This is a genomic window from Streptomyces sp. NPDC006602, assembly GCF_042870385.1.
Lineage (GTDB): Bacteria > Actinomycetota > Actinomycetes > Streptomycetales > Streptomycetaceae > Streptomyces.
This window is the reverse complement of record NZ_JBIAHG010000027.1, coordinates 13,141-38,766: the sequence shown is the minus strand read 5'-3', so window position 1 is coordinate 38,766 and position 25,626 is coordinate 13,141. Positions and strand designations below refer to the sequence as shown.

Annotated in this window: 23 protein-coding genes; 6 read left to right on the top strand and 17 right to left on the bottom strand. The window is 68.5% G+C overall.

What is annotated here, in order from left to right; translation table 11 throughout:
- Positions 1-26: 26 nt before the first annotated feature.
- On the bottom strand, positions 27-401 hold the full coding sequence (locus ACFYO2_RS38750) for a hypothetical protein (protein ID WP_388359155.1): 375 nt from the start codon (positions 399-401) through the stop codon (positions 27-29).
- Between the two features lie 15 nt (positions 402-416).
- Entirely contained in the window at positions 417-1,343 is a 927-nt protein-coding gene (gene mshD, locus ACFYO2_RS38745) for a mycothiol synthase (protein WP_388359152.1), read from the bottom strand.
- A 158-nt stretch (positions 1,344-1,501) separates the two neighbouring features.
- Between mshD and ACFYO2_RS38740 the strand changes: the two genes are divergently transcribed.
- Positions 1,502-3,316: a bifunctional metallophosphatase/5'-nucleotidase gene (locus ACFYO2_RS38740; RefSeq protein ID WP_388359150.1), complete on the top strand. Its 1,815-nt coding sequence runs from the start codon at positions 1,502-1,504 to the stop codon at positions 3,314-3,316.
- A gap of 70 nt (positions 3,317-3,386) precedes the next feature.
- A complete protein-coding gene (locus ACFYO2_RS38735; RefSeq protein ID WP_388359147.1) occupies positions 3,387-4,586 on the top strand; it encodes a DUF2993 domain-containing protein in 1,200 nt (399 codons plus the stop codon).
- A 113-nt stretch (positions 4,587-4,699) separates the two neighbouring features.
- On the opposite strand, the gene ACFYO2_RS38730 is transcribed toward ACFYO2_RS38735, so the two are convergent.
- From ACFYO2_RS38730 to ACFYO2_RS38705, 6 genes are all read right to left on the bottom strand, one after another.
- On the bottom strand, positions 4,700-5,668 hold the full coding sequence (locus ACFYO2_RS38730) for a hypothetical protein (protein ID WP_388359146.1): 969 nt from the start codon (positions 5,666-5,668) through the stop codon (positions 4,700-4,702).
- Between the two features lie 79 nt (positions 5,669-5,747).
- Positions 5,748-7,199 (bottom strand): amino acid permease, encoded by a 1,452-nt coding sequence (locus ACFYO2_RS38725; RefSeq protein ID WP_388359143.1) that lies wholly within the window; start codon positions 7,197-7,199, stop codon positions 5,748-5,750.
- Between the two features lie 275 nt (positions 7,200-7,474).
- Positions 7,475-8,230, bottom strand: coding sequence for an ABC transporter ATP-binding protein (locus tag ACFYO2_RS38720; RefSeq protein WP_388359140.1), 756 nt, complete (start codon positions 8,228-8,230; stop codon positions 7,475-7,477).
- A gap of 1 nt (position 8,231) precedes the next feature.
- Positions 8,232-10,064 (bottom strand): ATP-binding cassette domain-containing protein, encoded by a 1,833-nt coding sequence (locus tag ACFYO2_RS38715; protein WP_388359137.1) that lies wholly within the window; start codon positions 10,062-10,064, stop codon positions 8,232-8,234.
- A gap of 5 nt (positions 10,065-10,069) precedes the next feature.
- Complete coding sequence (locus tag ACFYO2_RS38710; RefSeq protein WP_388359135.1) at positions 10,070-10,981, bottom strand: branched-chain amino acid ABC transporter permease; 912 nt, start codon at positions 10,979-10,981, stop codon at positions 10,070-10,072.
- 20 nt (positions 10,982-11,001) lie between these two features.
- Positions 11,002-12,189 (bottom strand): branched-chain amino acid ABC transporter substrate-binding protein, encoded by a 1,188-nt coding sequence (locus ACFYO2_RS38705; RefSeq protein WP_388359132.1) that lies wholly within the window; start codon positions 12,187-12,189, stop codon positions 11,002-11,004.
- Between the two features lie 347 nt (positions 12,190-12,536).
- Here ACFYO2_RS38705 and ACFYO2_RS38700 point away from each other — a divergent pair, with 347 nt between their 5' ends.
- From ACFYO2_RS38700 to ACFYO2_RS38690, 3 genes are all read left to right on the top strand, one after another.
- A complete protein-coding gene (locus ACFYO2_RS38700; RefSeq protein ID WP_388359129.1) occupies positions 12,537-12,923 on the top strand; it encodes an IS3 family transposase in 387 nt (128 codons plus the stop codon).
- 736 nt (positions 12,924-13,659) lie between these two features.
- Positions 13,660-13,866 carry a DUF397 domain-containing protein gene (locus ACFYO2_RS38695; protein WP_388359127.1) on the top strand — a complete coding sequence of 69 codons (207 nt, stop codon included), beginning with the start codon at positions 13,660-13,662 and terminating at the stop codon, positions 13,864-13,866.
- An 85-nt stretch (positions 13,867-13,951) separates the two neighbouring features.
- Positions 13,952-15,100, top strand: coding sequence for a hypothetical protein (locus tag ACFYO2_RS38690; RefSeq protein WP_388359124.1), 1,149 nt, complete (start codon positions 13,952-13,954; stop codon positions 15,098-15,100).
- A 5-nt stretch (positions 15,101-15,105) separates the two neighbouring features.
- Here ACFYO2_RS38690 and ACFYO2_RS38685 read toward each other — a convergent pair whose 3' ends face one another.
- From ACFYO2_RS38685 to ACFYO2_RS38675, 3 genes are all read right to left on the bottom strand, one after another.
- Positions 15,106-17,172 carry a pectinesterase family protein gene (locus ACFYO2_RS38685; RefSeq protein WP_388359121.1) on the bottom strand — a complete coding sequence of 689 codons (2,067 nt, stop codon included), beginning with the start codon at positions 17,170-17,172 and terminating at the stop codon, positions 15,106-15,108.
- Positions 17,173-17,260: 88 nt separating this feature from the next.
- Positions 17,261-18,163, bottom strand: a complete 903-nt coding sequence (locus tag ACFYO2_RS38680; protein WP_388359118.1) for a hypothetical protein — start codon at positions 18,161-18,163, stop codon at positions 17,261-17,263.
- Positions 18,164-18,434: 271 nt separating this feature from the next.
- Positions 18,435-18,977, bottom strand: coding sequence for a MarR family winged helix-turn-helix transcriptional regulator (locus ACFYO2_RS38675; RefSeq protein ID WP_388359116.1), 543 nt, complete (start codon positions 18,975-18,977; stop codon positions 18,435-18,437).
- Positions 18,978-19,047: 70 nt separating this feature from the next.
- Here ACFYO2_RS38675 and ACFYO2_RS38670 point away from each other — a divergent pair, with 70 nt between their 5' ends.
- Positions 19,048-19,764, top strand: a complete 717-nt coding sequence (locus tag ACFYO2_RS38670; RefSeq protein ID WP_388359114.1) for an SDR family NAD(P)-dependent oxidoreductase — start codon at positions 19,048-19,050, stop codon at positions 19,762-19,764.
- Between the two features lie 7 nt (positions 19,765-19,771).
- Here the strand turns inward: ACFYO2_RS38670 and ACFYO2_RS38665 are convergent, their stop codons facing one another.
- From ACFYO2_RS38665 to ACFYO2_RS38640, 6 genes are all read right to left on the bottom strand, one after another.
- A complete protein-coding gene (locus ACFYO2_RS38665; RefSeq protein ID WP_388359111.1) occupies positions 19,772-21,220 on the bottom strand; it encodes a sensor histidine kinase in 1,449 nt (482 codons plus the stop codon).
- Entirely contained in the window at positions 21,217-21,954 is a 738-nt protein-coding gene (locus tag ACFYO2_RS38660; protein ID WP_388359108.1) for a response regulator transcription factor, read from the bottom strand. The genes ACFYO2_RS38665 and ACFYO2_RS38660 overlap by 4 nt, the downstream gene beginning before the upstream one ends.
- A gap of 145 nt (positions 21,955-22,099) precedes the next feature.
- On the bottom strand, positions 22,100-22,282 hold the full coding sequence (locus ACFYO2_RS38655) for a hypothetical protein (RefSeq protein ID WP_388359105.1): 183 nt from the start codon (positions 22,280-22,282) through the stop codon (positions 22,100-22,102).
- A gap of 40 nt (positions 22,283-22,322) precedes the next feature.
- Positions 22,323-23,537, bottom strand: coding sequence for a S1C family serine protease (locus ACFYO2_RS38650; protein WP_388359102.1), 1,215 nt, complete (start codon positions 23,535-23,537; stop codon positions 22,323-22,325).
- Between the two features lie 142 nt (positions 23,538-23,679).
- On the bottom strand, positions 23,680-24,702 hold the full coding sequence (locus tag ACFYO2_RS38645) for a LacI family DNA-binding transcriptional regulator (protein WP_388359099.1): 1,023 nt from the start codon (positions 24,700-24,702) through the stop codon (positions 23,680-23,682).
- Between the two features lie 85 nt (positions 24,703-24,787).
- The gene (locus tag ACFYO2_RS38640) at positions 24,788-25,579 is read right to left on the bottom strand and encodes a winged-helix domain-containing protein (protein WP_388359096.1); all 792 of its coding nucleotides are present in this window, start codon (positions 25,577-25,579) and stop codon (positions 24,788-24,790) included.
- Positions 25,580-25,626: the final 47 nt, after the last annotated feature.

Here is a 25,626-nt window from a genome sequence, read left to right as displayed (position 1 = left end):
GAGGACTTCACTCGAGGAGGCCCGCTTCAGTCATGGCCGGGCGGGATCCGGTCCTGGGGTGCGGCAGCGGCTTCCGCTGCCGCGTCCTCCGCCCGCGCCCTCGCGGCCACGGCCGGGTCGGTCGAGTCGGACACCAGCTCCGCGACACGCAGGGTGCAGTGCCACAGACTCATCGCCCCCTTGATCGTCACCACATACGATTCTCGGTCGGCGAGCCGGTACACCCGGCGCCACTTCTCGGTGATCCCGGACCGCGGCAAGTACGTGTGGACGAGGCCGTGGAGTGCCTCCAGCGCCTGGTCCTTCGTGCTTCCCGCGTCGTGGAACTCGCTCTCGTCGTAGTCACCGCTGCGGAACTCCGCGATCACGACCCATTTGCCCATGCCTGATACGCCCCCCATGCCTGTCACGGTCTTTCACGTCTCCGTGCGGTACATCAGGTCCGTCTCGTACGTCACGAAGCCCAGCCGCTCGTACACCGACACCGCCGCCTTGTTGTCGGCGTCGACGTACAGCATCGCCGTCGGCAGCCCCTGCCCCGCAAGGTGCCGCAGCCCGATCGTCGTGAGGGCCTTGCCCAGCCCCCCGCCCTGGGCACCGGGCCGTACGCCGACGACGTACACCTCGCCGAGCCGTTCGTCCGCGTGGACCTTCGTCCAGTGGAAGCCGATCAGTTCGTCGCCGCGGAAGGCGAGGAAGAAGCCGGCGGGGTCGAACCAGGGCTCGGCCTTGCGGTCGTGGAGGTCGCGCTGAGTGAGCGACCCCTGTTCGGGATGGTGGGCGAAGGCCGCCGCGTTGGCCGCGAGCCAGGCCGTGTCGTCGGCGCCGGGGACGAAGGTGCGGACGGTCACGCCTTCGGGGAGCACCGGGTCGGGGAGGTCCATCCCCGTCAACGGGCGCCGCATCTGCCGTAGTTCACGGAAGAGCGTGAGACCCAGGACCTGCGCCAGATGCCGTGCGGCCGAGTGGCCGCCGTGCGCCCATACCCGCAGACGCTTGCCGGACGCGGCGAGGAGCGCCGAGCCGAGCGCCCGCCCGTGGCCATGGCCGCGGTGCGAGGGGTGGACGACCAGTTCGGCGGTCGGCGCCTCCACCGGGTCGGTGTCCTCCAGCTGGGCGTAGCCGACCAGTTCGGCCCCCACAGAAAGGAGCAAATGGGACACGCCCTCGCGCGGTCCGCCCCGCAACTGCAACCGTCCTTGTTCGGACACCGCCTGCTGCCCGTCGCTCCGGGCGGCCTCCGTGAGCAGCTCCAGCACTGCCTCGGTCCGGTCCGGGGAGAGCGCGGAGTGGGTCTCGATCGAGCGGGAGATGCCGGGCTGTGCGATGTCGTCGCTGGTCATGCGTACGAGGGTAAGGGGAGGTCCCGGCAAAGTGGCGGCAAAGAAGCAACCAGGATGTAACCACGAAACCTCTGTCGCGCTACGCGCGTTGACCCTAGGCTGCGCCGGACGGGGGCCACTTCCTCACCCACTTCCGCATCAGGATCACAGGGGGGCGTATGCCAGCCACATCCCAGCCGCACCAGCACCGCAGACGTCGTACGTACCGTCTGGTGGCCGCGGCCGCCGGTATCGCCACCGTCGGCGCGCTGGCGGCCGCGCTGCCCTCGGCGGCGAGCGCGGGCGAGAGCAAGGGCAAGCCCGGCGGTCAGACGTCGGGCCGCTACCAGGACGTACAACTGCTGTCGTTCAACGACCTGCACGGCAACCTGGAGCCGCCGTCCGGTTCCTCCGGCCGGGTCACCGAGCTCCAGGCGGACGGCACCACCAAGACGATCGACGCCGGTGGTGTCGAGTACCTCGCCACCCACCTGCGGCAGGCCCGCGCGGGCAACAAGTACTCCATCACGGCGGCCGGCGGCGACATGGTCGGCGCCTCCCCGCTGATCTCGGGCCTCTTCCACGACGAGCCCACCATCGAGGCGCTGAACAAGCTGAAGCTGGACGTCACGAGCGTCGGCAACCACGAGTTCGACGAGGGCGCCAAGGAACTGGGCCGTCTGCAGAACGGCGGCTGTCACCCCACCGCCGGCTGCTACACGGACGAGGAGTTCGAGGGCGCCGACTTCCCGTACCTCGCGGCGAACGTCCTGGACGAGAAGACCGGCAAGCCGATCCTCAAGCCGTACTGGGTGTGGAAGAAGAACGACGTCAAGGTCGGCTTCATCGGCGTGACCCTGGAGGACACCCCGGGCGTCGTCTCCGCCGAGGGCGTCAAGGGCCTGAAGTTCAAGGACGAGGTCGAGACGATCAACAAGTACGCCAAGGTGCTGCAGAAGCAGGGCGTCAAGTCGATCGTCGCGCTCATCCACGAGGGCGGCCTGCCCGCCTCGGCGTCGTACAACTACGACTGCAATTCCCCGGGCGCCGGCGACGGCATCTCCGGCCCGATCGTCGACATCGCCAAGAACATCACCCCGCAGGTGGACGCGCTGGTCACCGGCCACACCCACGCCGCGTACGCGTGCACCATCAACGACCCGGCGGGCAACCCGCGTACGGTCACCTCGGCCGCGTCCTTCGGCCGCCTCTACACGGACACCACGCTGACGTACGACCGTTGGACGGGTGACATCGCCCGTACGGCCGTGCCGTCCGCGAACCACGTGGTCACCCGGACCGTGGCCAAGGCGGCGGACATGACCGAGCTGATCGCCAAGTGGAACACCCTCGCGGCGCCCATCGGCAACCGCGCGATCGGCTACATCTCCGCCGACATACCCAGCACCGGCACCGAGTCCCCGATGGGCGACCTCATCGCCGACGCGCAACTCGCGTACGGCAAGGGACTCGACCCGGAGACGGACCTCGCGCTGATGAACCCGGGCGGCGTCCGGGCGGGCCTCACCTATGCGGCCAAGGCGACCGAGGGCGACGGCGTGGTGACGTACGCCGAGGGCTTCACGGTGCAGCCGTTCTCCAACACCGTGAATCTTCAGGACTTCACCGGCGCCCAGCTGATCCAGGTCCTCAAGGAGCAGGTGAGCGGCACGAACACGGCCTCGCCGAGGATCCTGCTGCCGTCGACCGGCCTGACGTACACGCTCGACATGACGAAGACCGGCGCGGACCGCGTGGTCGCCGACACCGTCAAGCTGAACGGCACGGCCATCGACCCGGCGGCCACCTACCGCGTCGCGACGAACAGCTTCCTCGCGGGCGGCGGCGACGGCATCACCACGCTGGGCCAGGGCACGAACGACCTCGTCGGCGGGGACGACCTGGCGGCCCTGGAGAAGTACCTGACGGCCAACTCGTCGGCCACCAGCCCGATCGCACCGCCCGCGACGAACCGGATCACGGTCGTGCAGTAGATCGTGAGCTGAGTCGCATACGGGGGGTAGAGGTTGCGGGTGGGGGGCACACGCATGGTCGGATGGATCGATGCGCGCCCCCCACCACGTATCGACGCATCCCTATCCAGACCAGCATGATCTGAATGACCCGCGTGACCTGTATGACCTGCACGACCCGCATGACCCGTATGAAGTGCCGGGCGGGGACGAGGAACCTTGGTCCCCGCCCCAGCACCGCCAAGGCGGCCGACGCCGTAGGCGCGGTCGGTTCGCCGGACTGCCGTTCGCGCTGAAGGCGGTGATGGGCCTGCTGGTGCTCGCCGCGTTCCTCACCCTCGCCGACCGCTGGGCCGTGCTCTACGCCGAGCACCGGGCGGCGGACGCCCTCAAGAACCGTATGAAGCTGACCGCGGCACCCGAGGTGGAGATCGACGGCTTCCCCTTCCTGCCCCAACTCGTCGGCGGGCGCCTGGACTCGGTGAAGGTGACCGTCCCGGACGTGGCGGCCGACCGGGTCACCCTCGCCTCGGTGTCGGCGACGGCACACGACATCACACTCGACGGCGACGGGCCGACCTCCGTGCGCGGGGCCCGCGTTCCCGAGCTGCGCGGCGACGTCCTGCTCTCCTTCGCCGACATGAACCGTGAACTCGGCGCGTCCCAGGTGACGTTCACGGGCGCCGGCCGCGACCGGATCCTGGCGCGCGGCATGCTGCCGGTCGCCGGACACGATCTGCGGCTGCGGGCCGACGTACGCATCGGGCGCGACGGCGACCAGGGCATCGCCACGACGATCGGCGGAATGCGCCTGAAGGTGGGGGACCTGGCGACGTACCGGCCCGGTGCCCGCGCCTCGGAGGGCCTGCACCTGACGCCCGAGTCGGCCGCCGGGCTGGCCCGTGAGACCCGCAAGGTGCGGGCGCTGCTGGGCGTGCCGTCGGTCGTACGGCGCATGGGCGTGCCGGACACGACCGTCCGCGAGGCGCTGAGCAACGACGACAAGCTCGCCGCCCTGACCGGTTCTCCCGACTTCGTCCACCAGGCCATGCGGGTCAACCTCCTCGACCTGACCCTGGCCCACCCCGAGGTGCTCGACCGCCTCGGCCTCGACCCGGCGCTCCTCGACGCCCTCTCCCGGCTCACCCGCCCTGTCCTCGCCGATCAGCTCTCCCTCGGCTTCCAGCTGCCCGAGCCGCCCAGCGGTGAACTGCGGCTGCGGGACGTGCGGGTGGAGAAGGAAGGGATCAGGGTCCGGCTGGCGGGGCGGGGGCTGGCCTTCGGCGACTGAGGCCGTGACTGGGGCCGTGACTGCGGCCGTATGAAGAAGAACAGTTGACTTCGCTTTCACGCGTAACAACCTCCGGCCCGGTGTGAGTGACAGGGCAAGGCTGGTACCTGCGGTCATCGTCGGCTGTCCGCGGGCCGGGCGCGTGAGATCGCGCCGTGCCAGTACGAAAAGCGCTCCAAGGGGTCTCCCTCCGCGTTCCATGGCCAAGGCGTCGCTATGCCTGCCGTGGCGCGCAGCACGACAACGGCCTCGTCCATCAGGGCGGCCTTGACCAACGCGTAGGCCAGCACGTTGAGATCCGCCAGTGCCGCCGCGTGGCCGAGGAATCCAGGGAGCGGCCAGTCACGCGCCGCTCGGCTCAGTGCCGCGGCCGCATCAGGTCGTCTCCAGTGGTCCCCGGCGTTCAGCGCCGCCATGCCGCCGGCGGAAACGGCGCGAAGGTAGCCGTGGACGAACGCGGTGACTTCCAAACCGACCGTGGGAGCCCTGGCCGGCATCAAGGAACGGATGCCGTCGAGCATGTCGAGCACCTGCCCGGTGGAACCGCACTCGCCCGGTGACAGATATCCCAAGGCCTGAAGATGCGCCTCCCGATTCCACGGATCCCGGGCCTTGATCTCCCGCCAGACCTGCCCCACCTCGCCGTAAGGTTCCTGCTCCCATCGCATCGCGGCCAGGAGCACGGTCCAGGGGGTGGGGTCGGCGGGTGTCAGCTCGGCCGCGCGCAGGCAGGTCTCCCGGATGCTGCGCAGGTCCACGTGCGTTCCCTGCGCCCGCGCATGCGCCACCTCTGACCAGGCGTGGAGCAGAAGTGCTTCTGGATCCTGCGGGGATTGACGCCGCCAGATCTGTGGCAGTGCCCGCCCGGCGGCCTCGGCGAGCACCCCCATGCGGTGCGCCTTACGGTCCCAGTCCTGTCCTGCGTCCAGGATCACCTTCTCCATCAGTGCGACGACCGTGGTATCGAGTTCGCCGCGGGCCCAGCTGATCTCAAGACGTCGCCGGACCCGGCCGAGGACGATGTCGTCGAGTTCGGGGGCCAGACGAGGAAGGTTGCCTTTGCGTCGTCTGAAGGCGGACATGCCATCAACTCCTTCCTGTGGTGGGCTCCGAATACCGGTGGCCGCAGCATCCGGGGCTCCGCTGAACGCAGGCCGGCACCTACCAGCGGCTGACGGCTTCATCGTCGGCGTTTCGGCCGACACCGCTTCGGACCATTGAGACCACCACCACCAGCACGGCAACCAGCACCGACAACAGCACCTGGATCCGTCCACCGCCCTCACTGTCGTCGGTGAGCATGTAGCCGAGCACGAACGTGATGACCGCGATGGTCGCCCACGTCAGGTACGGGAAGAGCCACATCCGGACGAGGAGCTTCTCCGGGTTCTCGCGGAGGATGATTCCCCGCATCCTCAGTTGCGAGAAGCAGATGACCAGCCACACGAAGAGCGCGATCGCACCTGAAGAGTTCAGCAGGAACTGGAAGACAGTGTCCGGCCACAGGTAGTTGAAGGTGACGGCGACGAAGCCGAAGACGACGGAGACCAGGATCGCGGCCTGCGGGACACCCCGCATCGTGGTGCGGGCGAAGGCCCTGGGCGCGTCGCCGCGCTGGCCGAGCGAGAAGGCCATCCGGGAGGCGGTGTAGAGACCGGAGTTGAGACAGGAAAGCACAGCGGTGAGCACGACGGCGTTCATGACCTGGCCGGCGTGCGGGATGCCGATCGAGTCGAGGGCCGCGACGTACGAGCCCTTTTCGGCGATCGCCGGATCATTCCACGGCAACAGACAGACCACGACGAGGACAGAGCCCAGGTAGAAGAAGCCGACCCGCCGGATCACGCTGCTGATGGCCCTGGTGACCGCACGCTGCGGGTCCTCGGACTCACCGGCGGCGAGGGTGACGATCTCGCTGCCCATGAAGGAGAAGGCGACCAACAGCATGCCGGAGAGGATCGCGTGAGCGCCGTTGGGCAGGAAGCCGCCGTGCGCGGTGAGGTTGGCGAAGCCGTCCCCCGGGTTGTCCGAGCCGGGCAGTACACCGAAGGCCGCCAGTCCGCCGATGACGACGAAACCCGCTATGGCGACGACCTTGATGCCCGCGAACCAGAACTCGAATTCGCCGAAGGAGCCGACCGACGCCAGGTTCGTGGCGGTGAGAACGACCATCACGACAAGCGCCCAGGCCCACTGCGGGAGGGCCGGTATCCATCCTTCGAGGATTACGGCACCCGCGGTCGCCTCGACAGCTAGCACCACGACCCAGAAGAACCAGTACAGCCAGCCGATCGAGAACCCGGCCCAGCGGCCGAGCGCCCGGTCGGCGTAGGCGGAGAAAGAGCCGGAGGTGGGGTTGGCCACGGACATCTCGCCGAGCATCCGCATCACGCAGACGACCAACGCACCGGCCAGGGCGTACGACAGCAGAATGCCGGGTCCGGCCTTGGCGATGCCCGAGGCAGAGCCCACGAAGAGGCCGGCGCCGATGATCCCGCCAATGGCGATCATGGACAGATGGCGGTCCTTGAGTCCGGCCCGCAGACCGTCCGAGGGAGGAGTCTGCTCGCGGGCGCCGGGCAACAGGACTCTCTTGCCGTTCGTCGTGCTCATGAACATCCTTGACTAAGGGGTTCGGAGATCCAGGGATTCTCGTCCGTCCGACCGAAAAATTGGGGACGGGGCGATGAGTGGGATGCGGCTGTGCGTGTGCGCTTCGAGAAACGGACCGGCGGTTCCAAGAAGCGCTATCGCAGGTCAGGGGCGGGCGCACACCCGCATGGTCTTGTGGAGGCAGGCGAGCCACGGTTTCCGCAGTGCCGCAGTGCCAGTAGCCGGCCTGGTATGAGAGGCGCCGGGAACCCCGACGGGGTTCCCGGCGCTTTTGGTCAGGCGCTGTCGACGATGGCGTCCTGCGGCGGGGCTTCCGCGGCGCCGCCGAGGTAGGCCGCCTTCACCCGCGGATCGGCGGCCAGTTCTGCGGCCGGACCCTCCAGTGCGACCCGGCCGGTCTCCAGCACGTAGGCCCGGTCGGCGAGCCGCAGCGCCTGGCGGGCGTTCTGCTCGACGAGGAGGACCGCCGTGCCCTGGTCCCGGATCTGCCGCACGATCTTGAAGATGTTGCGGGTGAACAGCGGGGAGAGACCGAGCGACGGTTCGTCCAGGGCGAGGAACCGCGGTGCGTTCATCAAGGCCCTGCCGATGGCGAGCATCTGCTGTTCACCGCCGGACAGCGTGCCCGCGAGCTGGTCGCGCCGCTCGGCGAGGCGCGGGAACAGCTCGTACACCTGCTGTCGGCGCTGAACCAGCGCAGCGGTGTCCTTGCGGGACAGGTAGCCGCCCATCGTCAGATTCGTGTCGACTTCGAGCGCGGTGAACACCCGGCGTCCTTCCGGCACATGGCCGAAGCCCATGCCCACGATGCGGTGCGCCGGTGTGCGGGTGATGTCCTGGCCGTCGAGCAGGACCTTGCCCGACTTCGCGCGGTGCAGCCCGGTGAGGGTACGCAGCAGGGTCGTCTTGCCGGCGCCGTTCGCGCCGAGGATCGCCACGATCTCTCCCGGCTCCACCCGCAGGGAGACTCCGGACAGGGCCTCGATCGCGCCGTAGGAGGCATCCATGTCGGTGACTTCGAGCAATGCCATCTCAGTGGCCCTTCGCGAGAGTCGGGGTGGTGGACCCGTCGGGGCCGATGTCGTCGCCCGCGGCGTCTTCATCGTCGTCCTCGTCCACTCCGAGGTAGGCCTCGATCACCCGGGGGTCCTGCTGAACCTCGGCCGGCACTCCCTCGGTGAGCCGCGTACCGGTCTCGATGACCAGCACTCGTTCGCACAGTCCCATGACGAAGGCCATGTCGTGCTCGATGAGGACGACCGTGACGCCCCGGTCCCGGATACGGGCGACGAGTTCCATGAGGTCGGTCTTCTCACTGGGGTTCATCCCGGCGGCGGGCTCGTCCAGGAGCAGCACCAGCGGATTGCCGGCCAGCGCGCGGGCGATGTCGAGGCGGCGCTGATCACCGTACGACAGCTCGCGCGCGAGACGCCCGGCCTTGTCGGACAGGCCCACGAACTCCAGCCAGTACCGGGCCTCCCGACCGGCGCGCTGTTCCTCCTGGCGCTGGGCGGGCAGCCGCAGCAGTGAGGTCAGTACGCCGCTCTTCAGCTGCGAGGTCATGCCGACGAGGACGTTCTCGACGACGCTCATGTCGCCGAAGAGCCGCGCACCCTGGAAGGTGCGGGCCATGCCCCGCTGTACGACCTCGTGGGGACGGCGCCCGACCAGCGACTCACCGCCCAGGAGGACCTCTCCGGAGGTCGGTTCGACCACGCCCGTCACGCAGTTGAACACGGTGGTCTTGCCCGCGCCGTTGGGCCCGATGACGCCGAGAACCTGGCCGCGTTCAACGGTGAAGGCCACGTCGTTGAGCGCCAGTAGCCCGCCGAACCGCATGGTCAGGCCGCGTACTTGGAGCAGCGGCTCCCCTGGGGCCACGGCGGTCTGCGGCAGCGGCGGTTCCTGCGCGGAGTCGGCGAGCCGCGCCCCGCGCCGGGTGCGTGCGGGCCACAGGCCCAGTGGCCGTACGAACATCAGGATGATGAGGAGCACGGCGAACAGGAAGATCCGCCACTCGTCGCCGATGCCCCGCAGGACTTCCGGCATGCCCTGGACGACGAGTGCGCCGAGGAACACCCCGACCAGGCTGCCGCGTCCGCCGATGAGGACCACCAGCAGGATCAGCACCGAGGTGAGGAAGGTGAAGCTGGTCGGGTTGACGATGCCGATGTAGGTGGCGAAGAAGGCCCCCGCCAGGCCGGCGATCACGCCGCCGACGATGTAGGCGAGCGCCTTGAGCCGGATGGAGGGCACGCCCACCGCCTCGGCGACCTTCTCGTCCTCACGGACGCTCTCCCAGGCGCGGCCGATCTTCGAGCGGGTGAGGCTGGTGACGGCCAGACCCACGACGAGGGCGATCGCCAGCACGAGGTAGTACATGCTGAGCGTGTCGTCGAAGGAGTGGCCGAAGAGCACCGGGCGGACGGGGATGATGACGCCCTCCGGCCCGCCGGTGAACTCCAGGTTCTGGGCGGTGACCCGGACGATCTCGCCGAAACCGAGGGTGACGACCGCCAGGTAGTCGCTGCGCAGCCGCAGCGTGGGATAGCCGATGATGAAGCCGCCCATGGCGGCGACCAGCATCGCTATCGGCAGGGTGAGCCACCAGTTGACGTCGTAGTTGCCTACGAGGATGGCCGTGGTGTAGCCGCCGATGGCGAAGAACGCCGAGTAGCCCAGGTCCAGCAGGCCCGCGTAGCCGACCACGACATTGATGCCGAAGCCGAGGACGACGTACAGCAGCACCTTGACGCCGACGTCGGTCCAGTAGTCACCCGCGACATTGGGGAAGGCGAGGAGGATCACGGCGAACACGGCGAGGGAGGGCAGCTTGAACCGTGGTGAGTCCAGAAGTCCACGCATCGTTGTCACACCCTTTCTGCCACGCGCTCGCCGAGCAGCCCGCTCGGTCGCACGACGAGTACGGCGATGAGCGTGCCGAAGACGACCACGTCGGTCCACCGCCCGGACACGTAGCCGGTGGCGTAGGACTCCAGCAGCCCGATGATGACCCCGCCCACCATGGCTCCGGGGATGTTGCCGATGCCGCCGATAACAGCGGCGGTGAAGGCGCGGAGGCCGAGAAGGAAGCCCATCAGGAAGTTGACCTGCGGGTAGTACAGGGCGTACATGGTGCCCGCCGTGCCGGCGAGCCCGGCGCCGATGAGGAACGTCAGCAGGATGGTGCGCTCGACGTTGATGCCCATCAGCCGTGCGGCGTCCTGGTCCATCGCCAGGGTGCGCATGGTGGTGCCGGTGACGGTGCGTTGCACGAAGAAGAACAGCGCGGCCATCAGCACCACGCTGACACCGAAGATGCCCAGTTGCGCGTAGGTCAGCCGGACGCTGTCGGTCAGCTGGATCGCGTGGTCGGCGGAGAGGAAGCCGATGTGCGGGACGCTCTTGAATCCGGTGCCCTGCGACAGCGCGGTGCCGTACTCGACGGCGAGTGACAGCCCGAGGGCGGAGACCAGCAGCGACAGTTGCGGGGCCTTGAGCAGGGGCAGGTAGACGATACGGGCGGAAGCCACACCGAGTGCGCCGGTGACCGCCGTGGCCGCGACGAGCGCGACCACGACCAGGACACCGGCCGGCATGCCGCCGTCCGCCAGCAGGCTGAGCACTCCCAGTGCGACGAAGCCGCCCACCATGAAGAAGTCGCCGTGGGCGAAGTTGATGAGCCGGATGATCCCGTACACCATCGTGTAGCCCAACGCGACCAGCGCGTAGAACGCCCCGACCGTCAGGCCGTTGAGCGTGTACTGGAGGAATTCGTTCATGTCGGTCTGTGTCGGCCCGGTCAGCCCGCGTCGACCCAGGCGCCCGAGGCGTCGAGGGTCTTGCCGGGGACGAACGTGGAGTCCTTGACGACCGCGGTCACATAGACCGCGTTCTTCCGGTCGCCGTTCGGCTCGAAGTTGAGGGTGCCGGTGATTCCCTTGTAGTCCTTGGTGGCGTGCAGCGCGTCGGTGATCTTCTGCGCGTCGGCGGACTTCGCCCGCCCGATGGCGTCGGCGATCACCTTGATCGCGTCGTACTCGTAGGGCGCGAACGGCCCCGCGTCGGTGTCGTACTCCTTCTTGTACGCGGTGACGAACCCGGCGGCCGAGCTGATGAAGGAGGGCAGCGGGGCGGTCGTGGTGGCGAAGCCCTCGGAGGCCGAGCCGGCGGTCTTGATGACGGTCGCGTCCTGGGTCGCGTCGCCGCCGATGATCGGGACCTTGATGCCCAGCTCGCGTGCCTGCTTGAGCACCAGGCCGGCGTCGGCGAAGTAGCCGGTGAAGTAGATCGCCTGGGGATGGGTGCTCTTCACCTTGGTCAGGAAGGAGGTGAAGTCCTTGGCGCCTGGGGTGATGGCGTCGAAGAACACGTCCTTGCCGCCGAGCTTTCCGAGGCTGGTCCTGGCCGCCTCGGCCAGGCCCTTGGCGTAGGCCGTGTTGTCGTGGATGATCGCGACCTTCGTCGCCTTGAGGGGCTCCACCAGGTACTTCGCGGCGAACTCGCCCTGCTTGTCGTCGCGGCCGATGGTGCGGAAGACGTGCTTGAGGCCACGGTCCGTGATCTGCACGTTCGTCTGCGCGTCGGCGATGAACGGGACATTGCGCCTGTCGGTGATCACGGTCTCGGCGATGGCGGCGCCCGAACAGTAGCCGCCCGCCACGGCCACCACGTTCTGCGACATCAGCTTCTGCATCGCGGCGGTACCGGTCTGCGCGTCGCAGGCGTCGTCGACGACCACGAGCTCGACCTTCCGGCCGCCGAGCAGGCCGCCGTCCTTGTTGATCTCCTGGGCCGCGAGCTTGGCGGCATTCACGATGTCCGTGCCGGCGGCGGCGGAGTCCCCGGACAACGGCGCGACCACACCTATCTTGATCGCGCCGGTCCCGCTGTCGCCGCCTGACGCACTGTTGCCACCACAGGCGGAGACCAGCGCGACACTGCTCAGTGCGACGCCGACGCCAAGAAATCTGTACCGGTTGTAAATCACTGGAACGCCTCCTAGAGCAGGATTCCTGCTGCATGCGGATATCTCTATGTGGCCGCACTGGGAGGCAATGAAGCATCTCCGCTGGCGCGTAGGCCGATACCTCAGGGCTACGTGGGCACAGACGGTAGATTTCCAAAACGCTTTGCACAACAGGAGCTTTAAATTGTTCGGGTTCTTTCTGGTCAAGGGAGCGGAAATTCTCGGGCGCCCTAAACGAGGAAAGATAAGGGCGGGACCTGGAATTCGTACATGCTCCGTCGCGTACGACAACGATCCATCAATTGTCCGAAGCGGAGCTTGCGATCCAGGCGGAGTTTGTGCATGGCGGAAGAGGCGGTCGCCGGGGCATGGCTGAGGCGGACGCGGTCGCGCTGTACGAGTCGCGGCCCTCAGCGACGATCAAGTCGGTCGCCACCGATCTGGGCGTCAATCCCGAGACGCTGCGTAACACCTCCCGCCAACTACGCACTCGGATAGGTGCGTTGGACTGCAGGCCAAGCATGGGCAGGACGGGGAGCTGCTTCGACAACACCGCCGCGGAGAGCTTCTGGGCCGACCTGAAAGAGGAGATCGACACTCGCTTCTGGCCCGACCGGGCCACCGCCCGGGCCGGCATCTTCGACTTCGTCGAGACCTTCTACAACAGACGCCGCCTGCGCAAGCACGTCCACTGGAGCTACCTCACGCCCCACGAGACACGCCTGCGCTACAAACAGGACCAGACCCCCGGCTGAGAAGATGTCTCATGTGGCTGAGTCGTGAGCTGCGGCATCATGGTTTTTCGTGGGTGCTGTTCTGTCGCAGCGGCTGGTTCCAATGCTCATCCAGCAGCTCATCGCGCAGTGGCAGGGAGCCGGGTAGGTCGCGGTGGTAACAGAGGAACTCCATACCCAAGGATCTCCCCCTGGACAAGTAAATCCGATGTGTTCGGTCGCATGTGGCGCCTGGCTCGGCGGTGGGCGTGCTGATTAACGACGGCCTCAGCAGCTCGATTCCCCGCATTGCGAGGTCGTTCTCGAACTCCTTGGAGGCGACGAAGCCCTTGTCGGAGATCAGGAGGAGTCCGGACCTGTCTGTGACCAGGTCGGCCCCGACCGTCGGGCTCGAAGGGCCATACGTCGAGCGGGCGGCCAACTTGTGCGGGCACCAACACCGAGTGTTGAAGGGTCCGTTGGGCCGGGGCGGCTCGATGGCGGCCCTTCGCGGGCAACAGCGCCCGAACGAGTGGCAGCAGTAGCAACTCGCAAACCCCCGCGATACGTTCGCGCATGTCGGCGCTCCTTATAAGCGTCGGCCACGCCCCCGGACCGAGGTGCATCGGTCGCGGGGGTCTTTGCGTGGCGGTGGTCGTGACGAGCGGTGATTACCGTTCGTGTATCGATCGTCACTGGTTGCACGTACGCTGCGGAAGAGGGCTGGCGTTGCCTGGGCGCCAGGCAACGGGGCGCGCCTTCTGGAGGAGTGCAGATCATGAAACCCACCCCCGACCTCACCACCGCCGTGTGGCGCAAGTCGTCCTACAGCGACGGGGGAGGCACCAACTGCGTCGAGGTCGCCGACGGCCACGCCAACCTCGTACCGGTCCGCGACAGCAAAGTCCCGGACGGCAAGGTGCTCGTCTTCGGAGCGACCTCATGGGCATCGTTCCTGACAAGTGTCAAGAGCGAAGTGCGCTGATGCCCGGCATGCCCTTGGATTGAAGTGCGCGACTGGGGAGATCGCACGGTCAGCCGATGTCAGTGCCCTTTGGCAGGATCGCCGTATGACTGATCTTGTGGCCGACCTGCTCGACCCCGGCAATGACTGGAGCAACCGCGTACGGGACCGAGTCCTCGGCCTGTCACCGGAGTTGACCGGCCTGGTTCTGCACCTCGGTGCGGCCTCCGGGTTCTGGAACTACCAGTACAAGGTCGACGCCGCGTGGAAGCGCCGGACCAAGACCCTGCTCAAGGGCGACGGTGCCGGGGATCTGGTCCGGGACGCGGTTCGGGAGCTGGCTCAGGGCGGCTCCTTCCACGGCATGACGGACCCGCACCATGTGATGCGGGAACTCGGGCAGACCAGGCCGCCCTCCCCGGCGCGGGGCCTGGCGATCGGCTTTCTGCTCGCCGCCGGCTGGCTGCGCGAGGGCGGCGACGAGCTGGCCGCCGACCTCGCCCTCACCGCCCGGAAGAACGTCCAGGCCATGGACACCTACTACCGCGTGGACGACGGTCTGGCGGGCGCCGCCTTCACGGCCCTGGGCGAACTGCCCGGCCTGGCCGTGATGGAGGAGCTGTGGGCCCTGCACTACTGGGTCAGCCCCGCCCGGCACGCGCACAAGGTGCTGGTGAAGTCCCTGAAGAAGGCCGCCGCCCGTCTCGGCGTCCCGCCGCACGAGCTGGCCGAACGCACGGTACCCCGGCACGGACTGAACCCCGACGGGACGCTGACGCTCGGATGGACCGGCCGGGGCGCACTGTGGTGGAACGTCCCCTTCGACACGGTGATCACCGTGCACGGCACCGGACAGGTGACCGTCGACTGGATCGACGAGGACGGCACCACCACGCGCACGACCGCGCCGTACCGTTCCCCGCACGGCTTCAAGGCACGGACCCACGGCGAAAGCGTCGATGCCGTACGGCGTCACGCCAAGGGCATCCAGCAGACCCTGACCGCGGAGCGGCTTCGGCTGGCGCTCCTGGCCGACGAGAAGCGGTCCTGGCTCTGGCCGGACTGGGTCCGTTACTACCGCGACCACCCCATCACGGGTGTGGTCGCCCGGTCGCTGGAGTGGGAGTACGAGGTGCCGGAGGACGGGCGCAGCCATCGTCCCCTCGACATCGGCGCCGACGGCCGGGCGATACCGGCGACCGCGCGGGTCCGGCTCCGACCAGAGGCCGAATCCGTCCCCGCCCGGTCTTCATGACCGCGTCAGGACGCCGTAGGCGTCCAGTCCCCCAGCCAGTCCGCCACCTCCTGGCCGGAGGCCTGCGCGTCCGTCAGCTGGGGTCGGTCGGAGCTCGCGGAACCCGACCCCGCGCCGGTGTTCTTGTACTCGGCGAAGCGGTCGTCCTTCCAGGAGAAGCCGCTCATGTCGGTCCAGGGGGTGGACTTGATCGCGGCACTGAGGGTGGTGTTGCGGACCGTGGTCTGCGGGTCGAGGGTGGCGTCGCCGCCGGCGTGCCAGGGGCGGCCCAGGTAGAAGGACGCGGAAGAAACGTCGCCGTTCACGGTGGAGTTGGCGATCAGGATGCCCTTGCGGTTGGCGACGGTGCTCGGGGCCGTGATGTAGCCGGCCGAGGTGCCGTTCCAGCGCTTCTTCAGGGTGATGACCGACTTGTCGATCACCGCCGTCGCCCGGCCGAAGATGAAGTCGACGTTGCCGGTGACGTAGGAGTTCGAGACGTAGACACGGCCGAGCTTGTCCTTGGCGGCCGTGTCCAGCAGCAGCGTGTCCTGGTCGCCGTTGACGATGATCGAGTCCAGGAAGACCTTGTCGGCCGCGGTGCGCAGGGCGACCGCCTGCTGGGCGATGTCCTGGTGGGCGGCCTCGTCGAAGTCGTTGGTGATGGTCAGGTTCCGGGCCTGGAAGTCGTCGGCCTCGACGGCGACGGTGGCGCTGCCGCCGGTGCCGTAGGTGCCGGAGCCGTCGGGCTTCTGCGTCCCTGACGCGTTGTTGTAGACGATCACCGTGTCCTTGCGGCTGCTGCCCGTGCCCTGGATCGTGACGTGCGGCTTGTTCGACGGGACCTTCACCAGCTCGCGGTACGTCCCCGGCTTCACGGCGATGACGACCCGCGAGGCGTTGTTCGCCGGTACGGCGTTCACCGCGGCCTGCACGGTCGAGTACTGCCCGCTGCCGTCCTTGGCGACGGTGAGGGTGGTGGCGGCCGCGGCGGTCGTGGCAGCCGCGGAAGTGCCTATCGAACTCCGCGGTCCAACCCCGGACTTGAGCAGCGCGGGCACATCCGCCGTCTTGTCGAGCGTGTACGCGTAGTACGTCTTCGCGTCGAAGGCCGTACCGCCGCTCTCGTTTCGCCCGGTCGTGGAGACGAACGTGTTGCCCTTCTGGACGATCGTCGCGGTGCTGTCCTTGATGACCGGGTTGTTCATGCCCTGGAAGTAGGAGTTCTCCAACAGCATCTTCGTCGCGCCGCGCGAGTAGTTGCCGTAGGAGGACTTGATCGTCGTCCCGGCCACGTCCTCCAGGAAGTTGTTGTAGAGGTGCGCGTGGGCCGCGTTGTCGGTGGACGGGTTGCGCTGCTCGGTCTCGCGGATCCAGTTGTGGTGGATCGTGATGTCGGTGACGACGTTCTCGGTCCAGCCGATGCCGAAGGCCTTGTTGTCGTTGCTCAGCTTGTTCCAGGACACGGTCACGTAGGTGCTGTCCTTGCGGACGTCGATGAGCCCGTCGGCCATGTTCCGCAGGTCGTTGTGGTCGATCCAGACGTGGTGGGCGCCGTCCATCTGGATGCCGTCGAAGTCGTGCTCCTTGTCGTTCCAGATGCCCTGGTACGCGTCCCGGATCGTCAGGTTCCGGATGATCACGTTGTGGACGCCGGAGCCGAGGAAGAAGCCGCCGCCGACGATCTGCCCTGAGGTGCCGGACCCGACGATCGTCTTGTTCGACTGGACCTTGATCTCTTTTCCTACGGGGTCCATGGTGATCGTCGCGGCGACGACGATGACGTACGGCTCGGCGGCCGTCGCGTACTTCTCCAGGTCGGCGAGCGTCTTCACGGTGACCGTCTTGCCGTCCCGGCCGCCGTACGTGCCGTTCTGGCCGAGCGCGTTGACGGAGGCGAAGCCGTCGGCGGTGGCGGTGGCCCAGGCGGGGGCGGCGGTGGCCGCGGAGGCCGTTCGCTGAGCGTCCGCGCCGAAGACGCCGAAGTCCGTGCCGTAGGCGAGGGTTCCGGCGGCGGTCAGCGCCAGGGGGACGCCGACCGCCAGTGCGGTCTTCCTTCTGCGGTGGCGGGGCTTGCTGCGGGTTTCACTCACGACTGCATCCGATCGAGTCAAGTGACAGGGGGATCACGTCACTTGCTTGTCGGCGCCGGTGAGGGAAAGGTTGCCGCGTCGACCCGGATCACGCGCAGGTCTTCGGATCCAGCTTCTCCTCGATCTTGTCCTCACGGCCGTCGGGCTGGCCGTTGGGCAGGAGCTTGTCGGAGGTGCCGTCGATGTAGTAGCCGTACGAGTAGATCGTGTTGTACCCGCGGTCGCGCCAGCTGTGCACCGTCTTACGGCCGTCGCCCTTGTTCCACTGGTAGTCCTCGACGTAGAAGATCGGGTTCACGCGCACCACCCGCTGGTACGGCGTCCACGTCACGGCGACCTGGGTGCACGGCGGGATCGTCTTCTCGCTGCGGCGCTCGAAGGACGAGGTCTTCTCCCAGCCCCACTCGTAGCCGGCGCTGCCGCCCACGGTGCCCGAGAAGATGCTCTTCGCTATGGAGAGGCTGATCGAGGCGCCGACGCTCTTCTTGGCGAAGGTCTTGGTGCTGTAGCTGCTGACGAAGGTCTCCTTGTCGTCCTTGGAACCCCGGTTGCCGATCCACGGCGAGGTACGGACCGCCGCACCCTTGGTGGACCAGGTCGAGGCCTCCGCGTAACCGCACCAGCCGCGGAAGAGCTCCCACGGCCCGGCGGGCTCCCACAGGCCGAAGACGTCCCGCAGGTACTCGTCCTGGGTCTTGAACTCGCCGGTGTCGACGTTGAGGGCGCCGTACACGCCCGTCAGGCTCCCCTCCTGCTCGCAGAGCCGCTCGATCATCAGGTCGGTGTCGCCGGGGTCCGTGCCTCGGATGTTCGTCGCACCGCCCGGTCCGCCGCCGGCCGCCTGCGCGGAGCCGGTGCCGGCCAGCAGGCCGGTCAGGGCGAGGGCGGTGGCGGCGGTGATCAGGGCGCTCTTCTTGACGCTCCTCCTGGTGTCCTTCTTGGTGTCCTTCTTGGCGATCTTCATGAGCGTCGATTTGCGAATGAGTCGCATGGGGGTTGGCTCACTCCTGTTGTGCTGCGCACAGATGCTCGGAGCACCTGTCTGACAGGCCAGGAAGATTCCAGAGAACTCACGGGTAAGGTCTGAATCACGTGAGGAATGACAGGACATTGACAGGGAGGTGGGGGTGCCTGTCGGACTTTGCCCGATTACGCGAGCAACTGGGCCAGTCCGTCCGCGAATTGGACGAGCCAGTCTCGTCCCGTGCCTCCCCGGACGACCCGGAACCCGTGCCTGGAACCAGACGGCGTCCTCGTGCCGCTCAGTCCTCGGCGGCCGTCCGGCGTCGGACATCGGTCATCAGTTTCTGCAGCAGGGTGATGAGTGCCCCGCGTTCGTCCGCCGACAGATCGCTGACGAGTTCCGCCTCGCGGCCGAGGACGGCATCGACGGATCGCTCGATCAGTGCGTGACCCTCGGGTGTCAGTGACACCAGTACGGTCCGGCGGCCGGTGGTCCCCGGCGTGCGCCGCACGAGGCCGTCTCGTTCTGCCCGTGCGACGCGCTGCGAGATCGCTCCGGCGGTCACCAGTGTCCGGTGGGCGAGCTCGCGGGTGCTGAGGGTGTAGGGCGGCCCGGAGCGGCGGATCACGGACAGCAGGTCGAGAGTGGCCGCGTCGATCCCCGCTTCGCGCAGGACCTGGTTGCGGTCGTTGGCGAACAGCTTCCCCAGCCACCAGATGGGCGTGACGATCTCGATCGACTCGGTCGGGGTGCCGGGTCGTTCCCGCCGCCAGGCCGCGGCGATCTCCGCGACGGGGTAGGTGGGGACGGAGTCCCCGGATTCGGCGACCGTGTCAGCCACTGTGCGATCCCTTGACGTCATCGGTTACGTTTAGGTCTAAACGTAGTGGTAGCAGTCGGCAGGAGGAACCTTGACTCGCACCGTACTCGTCACCGGAGGCACCAGCGGTATCGGCCGTGCCATCGCCGCGAGGTTCGCCGCCGACCGGGCGGAGGTCTTCATCACGGGACGCGATCCCGACACCGTCGAACGGGCCGCCGAAGAGCTGGGGGTGCACGGCGTGGCCTGTGACGCGACCGACCCCGGGCAGGTCGCGGAACTCGCCGCCCGGTTCAGTGAGCTGGACGTCCTGGTCAACGCGGCCGGCGGCCTGCCCCAGGCGGAACCGGGCAACGGGTCGGCTCTGGACGCGGTGCTGGCCCTGTGGCAGGCCAACCTGGCTCAGAACCTGCTGAGCGCGGTCCTGACCGCCGCCTCGGTCCGGGACAAGCTCACCTCGGGCGGTTGTGTCATCAGCATCGGCTCGATCGGAGCCGAGCGCGGCGGCGGCGCCTACGGCGCGACCAAGGCCGCCCTGGCTGCCTGGAGCGCCTCGCTGTCCCGCGACCTCGGCCCCCACGGCATCACCAGCAACGTCATCTCCGCGGGCTACATCGCCGGTACCAACTTCTTCCGCGGCCAGATGACCGACGAGCGCCACCGGGCCCTCGTCGAGGAGACGCACAACAAGCGTCCGGGCACGGTCGAGGACATCGCCGAGACGGCGTACTTCCTCGCTTCCCCGGGCGGCCGGCACATCACCGGCCAGGCCATTCACGTCAATGGCGGAGCCTTTACGACGCGCTAGCTCACACCTAGGCGGGTGGCGGCGTCGGCGCCCCCGGCAGTCGTACGGTCGCCACCGTGCCGCCGCCCCGCGCGTGCCCGAGGCTCACCTCGCCGCCGGCCTGCTGCACCGTACGGGCGACGATCGACAGACCGAGACCCGAACCGGGCAGGGCGCGGGCGCTGGGGGAGCGCCAGAAGCGGTCGAAGACGTGCGGGAGTTCCTCGGCGGGGATGCCGGGGCCGTGGTCGCGGACGGTGAGCACACCCTCGGTGAGCTGCACCTCGACCGTGCCGCCCTCGGGGCTGAACTTCACCGCGTTGTCGAGGATGTTGACGACCGCGCGCTCCAGTGCGGCCGGTTCCGCGCGTACGTACCAGGGCTGGAGGTCGGCGGTGATGGTCAGCTCGGGGCCGCGGAGCCGTGCCCGGCGCAGGGCCGACTCGACGGTGTCCTCCAGCGCGACCACCTGAAGCCGCTCGCCCCGCTGGCCCTCCGAGCGGGACAGCTCCTGCAAGTCGCCTATGAGAGCGCCCAGTTCGGTCATCTGCGCCTTGACGGAGGCGAGGAGCGCCTTGCGGTCCGCCTCGGGGATGGGGCGGCCGGTCTCCTCGCTGCGGGTGAGCAGCTCGATGTTCGTGCGGAGGGAGGTGAGGGGGGTGCGGAGTTCGTGACCGGCGTCGGCGATGAGCTGCTGCTGCAGCTCGTGGGAGTTGGCCAGGGACGACGTCATCGAGTTGAAGGAGCGGGACAGGCGGGCGATCTCGTCGTCGCTGTCCTCCTCCACGGGGATGCGGATGCTCAGGTCCTCGGTGCGGGCCACGTGTTCCACGGCCTCGGTGAGCTTGTCGACGGGGCGGAGACCCGCGCGGGCGACCATGAGGCCGGCGGCACCGGCGCCGAGGACTCCGATGCCGGAGACGAGGAGGAGGATCAGGGCCAACTCGTTGAGGGTGGACTGGGTTCCCTCGAGAGGGACGGCGACGACGATGGCGTAGTCCGCGACCACTCCCTGGGTGACGGGGCCGTCCTTGATGAGGAGCGCCGTGGTCATCACGCGCACCGCGTTGCCCTTGCTGTCGGTGCCGTTGCGGAAGGTGTCGGAGTTGGGGTCAGGGGTCTTGGCCACGGCCTTGTCGCCGCCGGTGACCTTCACCTGCGCCGTGGAGCCGGGCAGGAGACAGACCTTGCCGTCAGCACTGATGATCTGCGCGTAGCCCCTGAGCCGCCCCCCGCCGAACTGGCTCGACGACGGTTCCTGCAGACAGGTCTTGGTGAGCTGCGTGAACTCATCCGCAGACATGCCGTGGAACGACGACTGCAAGTCGTTGTTGAGCTCCCCATACAGCTTCCCCTGCACGATGAACCAACAGGTCACCGACACCGCCGCCACCGCGAACGCCACCGCCGCCGCGACCAGCATCGCCAACCGGGACCGGATCGGGAGCGACCGGAACCGCCGTGCCACCCTGTTCACTCCGCCCCGCCCTGCCTCAGCACATACCCCACACCCCGCACCGTGTGCACGAGCCGCGGTTCGCCGCCCGCCTCGGTCTTGCGGCGGAGGTACATGACGTACACGTCGAGGGAGTTGGAGGACGGCTCGAAGTCGAAGCCCCAGACCGCCTTGAGAATCTGCTCGCGCGTGAGGACCTGGCGCGGGTGCGCCATGAACATCTCCAGGAGCGTGAACTCGGTACGGGTGAGCTCCACCGGCCGCCCGGCACGCGTGACTTCCCGCGTCGCGAGGTTCATGCGCAGGTCTGCGAAGGTGAGTGCCTCGTCCTCCTCCGCCGCCCCCGCCCCGGCCGCCGCCGCGTACGAGCTGCGGCGCAGCAGCGCGCGGACGCGGGCGAACAGTTCGTCGAGTTCGAAGGGCTTGACCAGGTAGTCGTCCGCCCCGGCGTCCAGCCCCGTCACCCGGTCGCCGACCGTGTCGCGGGCCGTCAGCATCAGGATGGGGGTGGTGTCGCCCGCGCCGCGGATCCGGCGGGCGGCCGTCAGGCCGTCCATGCGGGGCATCTGGATGTCGAGGACGACCAGGTCGGGCTGGTACGCGGTCGCCTTCTCCAGGGCGTCCGCGCCGTCGACGGCGACCTCCGTGTCGTAGCCCTCGAAGGCGAGGCTGCGCTGGAGTGCTTCGCGCACCGCCGGCTCGTCGTCGACGATCAGGATGCGCTGGGTGTCACGGTCGCCTTCGGCGGGGCTCATGGGCTTCGGATTCCTCGGGTGCGGTGGGACAACAGGGGGCTGAAAGGTGCTGAAGGACTGAAGGACTGAAGGGTGTTCAAGGTTGCTGAACGCTTTCAGCCTCGCATGTTTCCCTGCTGCCGCTGAAGGACGAGTTCGGGTGGGATCAGCCGCGCACGGTACGGCGGCGGGCGGCTGCCTTCGCGCGGCGGCCCGTGCCGTGGGCGGCGGTGGCCACCTCGGGCGCCCGCGTCGTCACCGGCGCGTGCAGCTCGTACGCCACCTCAAGGGCCAGGGCGAAGCCGGCCGGGTCGGTGCCGGCCACCGTGTGCGAAACCTGCTTGAACATGACGTACTCCTGACTGGAGGGCCTGGCTGGAGGAAGGGACTCAGCTGTCGGAACCGCCGGCCCGCAGCGTGGCCAGGTCGGACTTGACGGTGTTGATCGGGATGGCGAAGCCGAGGCCCACGCTGCCGGCGCTCGACGAACTGGTGGCGTCGGCGGCCGAGTACATCGCGGAGTTGATGCCGATGATGTTGCCGTTCATGTCGATGAGCGCGCCGCCGGAGTTGCCGGGGTTCAGCGAGGCGTCCGTCTGGAGCGCCTTGTACGTGGTCGTCGACGAGCCGGTGTCGCCGTTGAACTGCTGGCCACCGAACTCGAACGGCCACTGGCCGCTGCCGCCGCCCTGGCCCTGACTCTGGCTCTCGTCGGTCGAGACGGTCACGTCACGGTCCAGGGCGGAGACGATGCCGCTGGTGACGGTGCCGGTCAGGCCCTCGGGGGAGCCGATCGCCACGACCGTGTCGCCGACCTGGACGCCGGAGGAGTCGCCGAGGGTGGCGACGGTCAGGCCGGAGGCGTTCTCCAGCTTGATCAGGGCCAGGTCCTTCTTGCTGTCGGTGCCGACGACCTTCGCGGTGTAGGTCTTGCCGTCGCTGGTGCTCACCTTGATCGAGGAGGCGCCGGACACGACGTGGTTGTTGGTGATGATCTCGCCGTCGCTGGTGATGATCACGCCGGAACCGGTGGACTCGCCGGCGTTGGAGCTGGCGTTGATCTCGACGATGCTCGGGCTGACCGCCTTGGCCACCCCGGCGACCGTGCCCTTGTCGGCGGACGGGATCACGTTGGTGCTGGTGCTGCTGGAGGCGACCGTGTCGTTGCCCGTCAGCTCCTGGATGCCGTACGCGGTACCGCCGCCTATGGCCGCGGCGACGATCGCCACGGCGGCGAGCAGGGCGATCGGGCCCCGGGTGCGCTTCTTGGGGGCCGCGGCGGGCGCGGGCCCGGCCGGTACCGCCGTCATCACGGCCGTACCGCCGCCGTTGCCGTCACCGCCGCCGTAGCCACCCTCGGCCGTGAATCCGGCCGGCGCGGACGCCTGCGAGGCCTGGCCGGGCCACACGGTGGTGCCCGGCTCGACGGTGACCGGCTGCACGGGCTGATGTGCCGGCGGGGGCGGCCACTCGGGGTTCACGGGGGAGGAGGCGTGCTGCTGCTGGGGGTACGCCGACTGCAGGGGGTCAGGAGTCTGTTCGCCGTGACCCTGGGAGTGCTCGGGGTTCTCGTACTCGCCGCTGCGGCGGAAGCTCTCGGTCATGACAAGCAGCTTGTCCGTCGACCATGAGAGCTCCCTGAGCGCTTGCTGAGAAGCCCGGCAGAACCTCGTTCGTCCGATGTAAAGGCGTCTCTCGCAGCTCGGCGACGTCTCTCAGGGAGCCTTCATAAAGGCTTCCGGGACCTCACACGCAGCCGCAGGACCGCCGCACCACCAGCCGCGACGGGAACACCTTCAGCCGCTCCCGCCGGGACCCCGCCACCCGCACCCCGTCGTCGAGCACGAGGTCGACGGCGGCCCGTGCCATCGCGGAGCGGTCGGAGGCGACCGTTGTCAGAGGCGGGTCGGCGAGGGCCGCTTCCTTGATGTCGTCGAAGCCGACCACCGCCAGCTCGCCGGGGACGTCGATGCGCAGCTCGCGCGCCGCGCGCAGCAGGCCGATCGCCTGGTCGTCGGTGGAGCAGAAGATCGCGGGCGGGCGGTTCGGCCCGGACAGGATCGCGAGGGCGGCCTGGTAGGCGTCGTAGCGGTTGTACAGGGCCTCGAAGAGCCGGCCCTCCGTGGACACCCCGGCCTCGGACATCGCGCGCCGCCAGCCCTCCACGTGGTCGGAGACCGGGTCGCCGACCGAGGGGGTCTCCGCTATGCCGCCCATACAGGCGACGTACTCGTAGCCGTGCTCCAGCAGATGGGTGACGGCGAGGTGGGCGCCGCCCAGGTCGTCCGTGACGACGGCGACGTCGTCGATGGCCTCCGGCCGCTCGTGCAGCAGCACCACGCGGGCGTCCCAGGCCTCGATCTCGGCGGCGGCCAGGTCGTTCATCAGGTGGCTGACCAGGATCAGGCCGGAGACGCGCATCCCCAGGAAGGCCCGCAGATAGTGGACCTCGCGCTCGCCGATGTAGTCGGAGTTGCCGACGAGCACCATTTTTCCGCGCTCGGACGCGGCCTGTTCGACCGCGTGCGCCATCTCCCCGAAGAAGGGCTGACGCGCGTCCGGCACGATCAGGCCTATGAGATCCGTGCGCCGGGATGCCATCGCCTGGGCGACCCGGTCTGGTCGGTACCCCAGTTCCTTGATCGCGGCGAGGACACGCTCGCGCGTGGCCGGGGCAACCGGCCGGGGTCCGTTGTTGATGACATAGCTGACGACGGCAGTGGAGGTCCCTGCCAGCCGCGCCACATCATCCCTGGTTACCTTGGCCACGCGCGGAGTCTACGCGGATGGACCCGCTCTGGGCAGGGCGTCAATGAGGCTACCCGTGCGTAAGCGGGCCCGGTCCGAGCGTCCACTACGCCTCCGCGGGGATCTCCGTGCCGTCCAGAGCGGCCGCCTCGTCCGCATCCTCCGGCTTTGACTGGCCTACCTGGGCCGCCGCCTTGGCCTTCGCCTCGTCCGTGGAGCGGTCGGCCTTCTCGGGCGTAACGAATCGATAACCGACGTTCCGGACGGTCCCGATCAGCGACTCGTGCTCGGGTCCGAGCTTGGCGCGCAGCCGTCGTACGTGCACGTCGACCGTGCGGGTGCCGCCGAAGTAGTCGTAGCCCCAGACCTCCTGCAGCAACTGGGCGCGCGTGAAGACGCGGCCCGGGTGCTGGGCGAGGTACTTAAGGAGCTCGAACTCCTTGAAGGTGAGGTCGAGGACGCGGCCCTTGAGCTTGGCGGAGTAGGTCGCCTCGTCGACCGACAGGTCGCCGTTGCGGATCTCCATGGGGGAGTCGTCGTTGACGATCTGCTGGCGGCCCATGGCCAGGCGCAGGCGCGCCTCGACCTCCGCCGGTCCGGCGGTGTCCAGCAGGACGTCGTCGATGCCCCAGTCGGCGGTGACGGCCGCGAGGCCGCCTTCGGTCACTACGAGGATGAGTGGACAGCCGGGTCCGGTGGACCGCAGCAGCTGGCACAGGCTGCGGACCTGCGGGAGGTCGCGGCGTCCGTCGATGAGGATGACGTCGGCGCCCGGGGTGTCGACGAGGGCGGGGCCTTCGGCCGGAGCCACTCGCACGTTGTGCAGGAGCAGGCCGAGGGCGGGAAGCACCTCCGTCGACGGCTGGAGGGCATTGGTCAGGAGCAGCAGAGAACTCATACGTCTGGTTCCTCCTCGGTCCCTGCGAGGACGTTTGCGGCACTGCG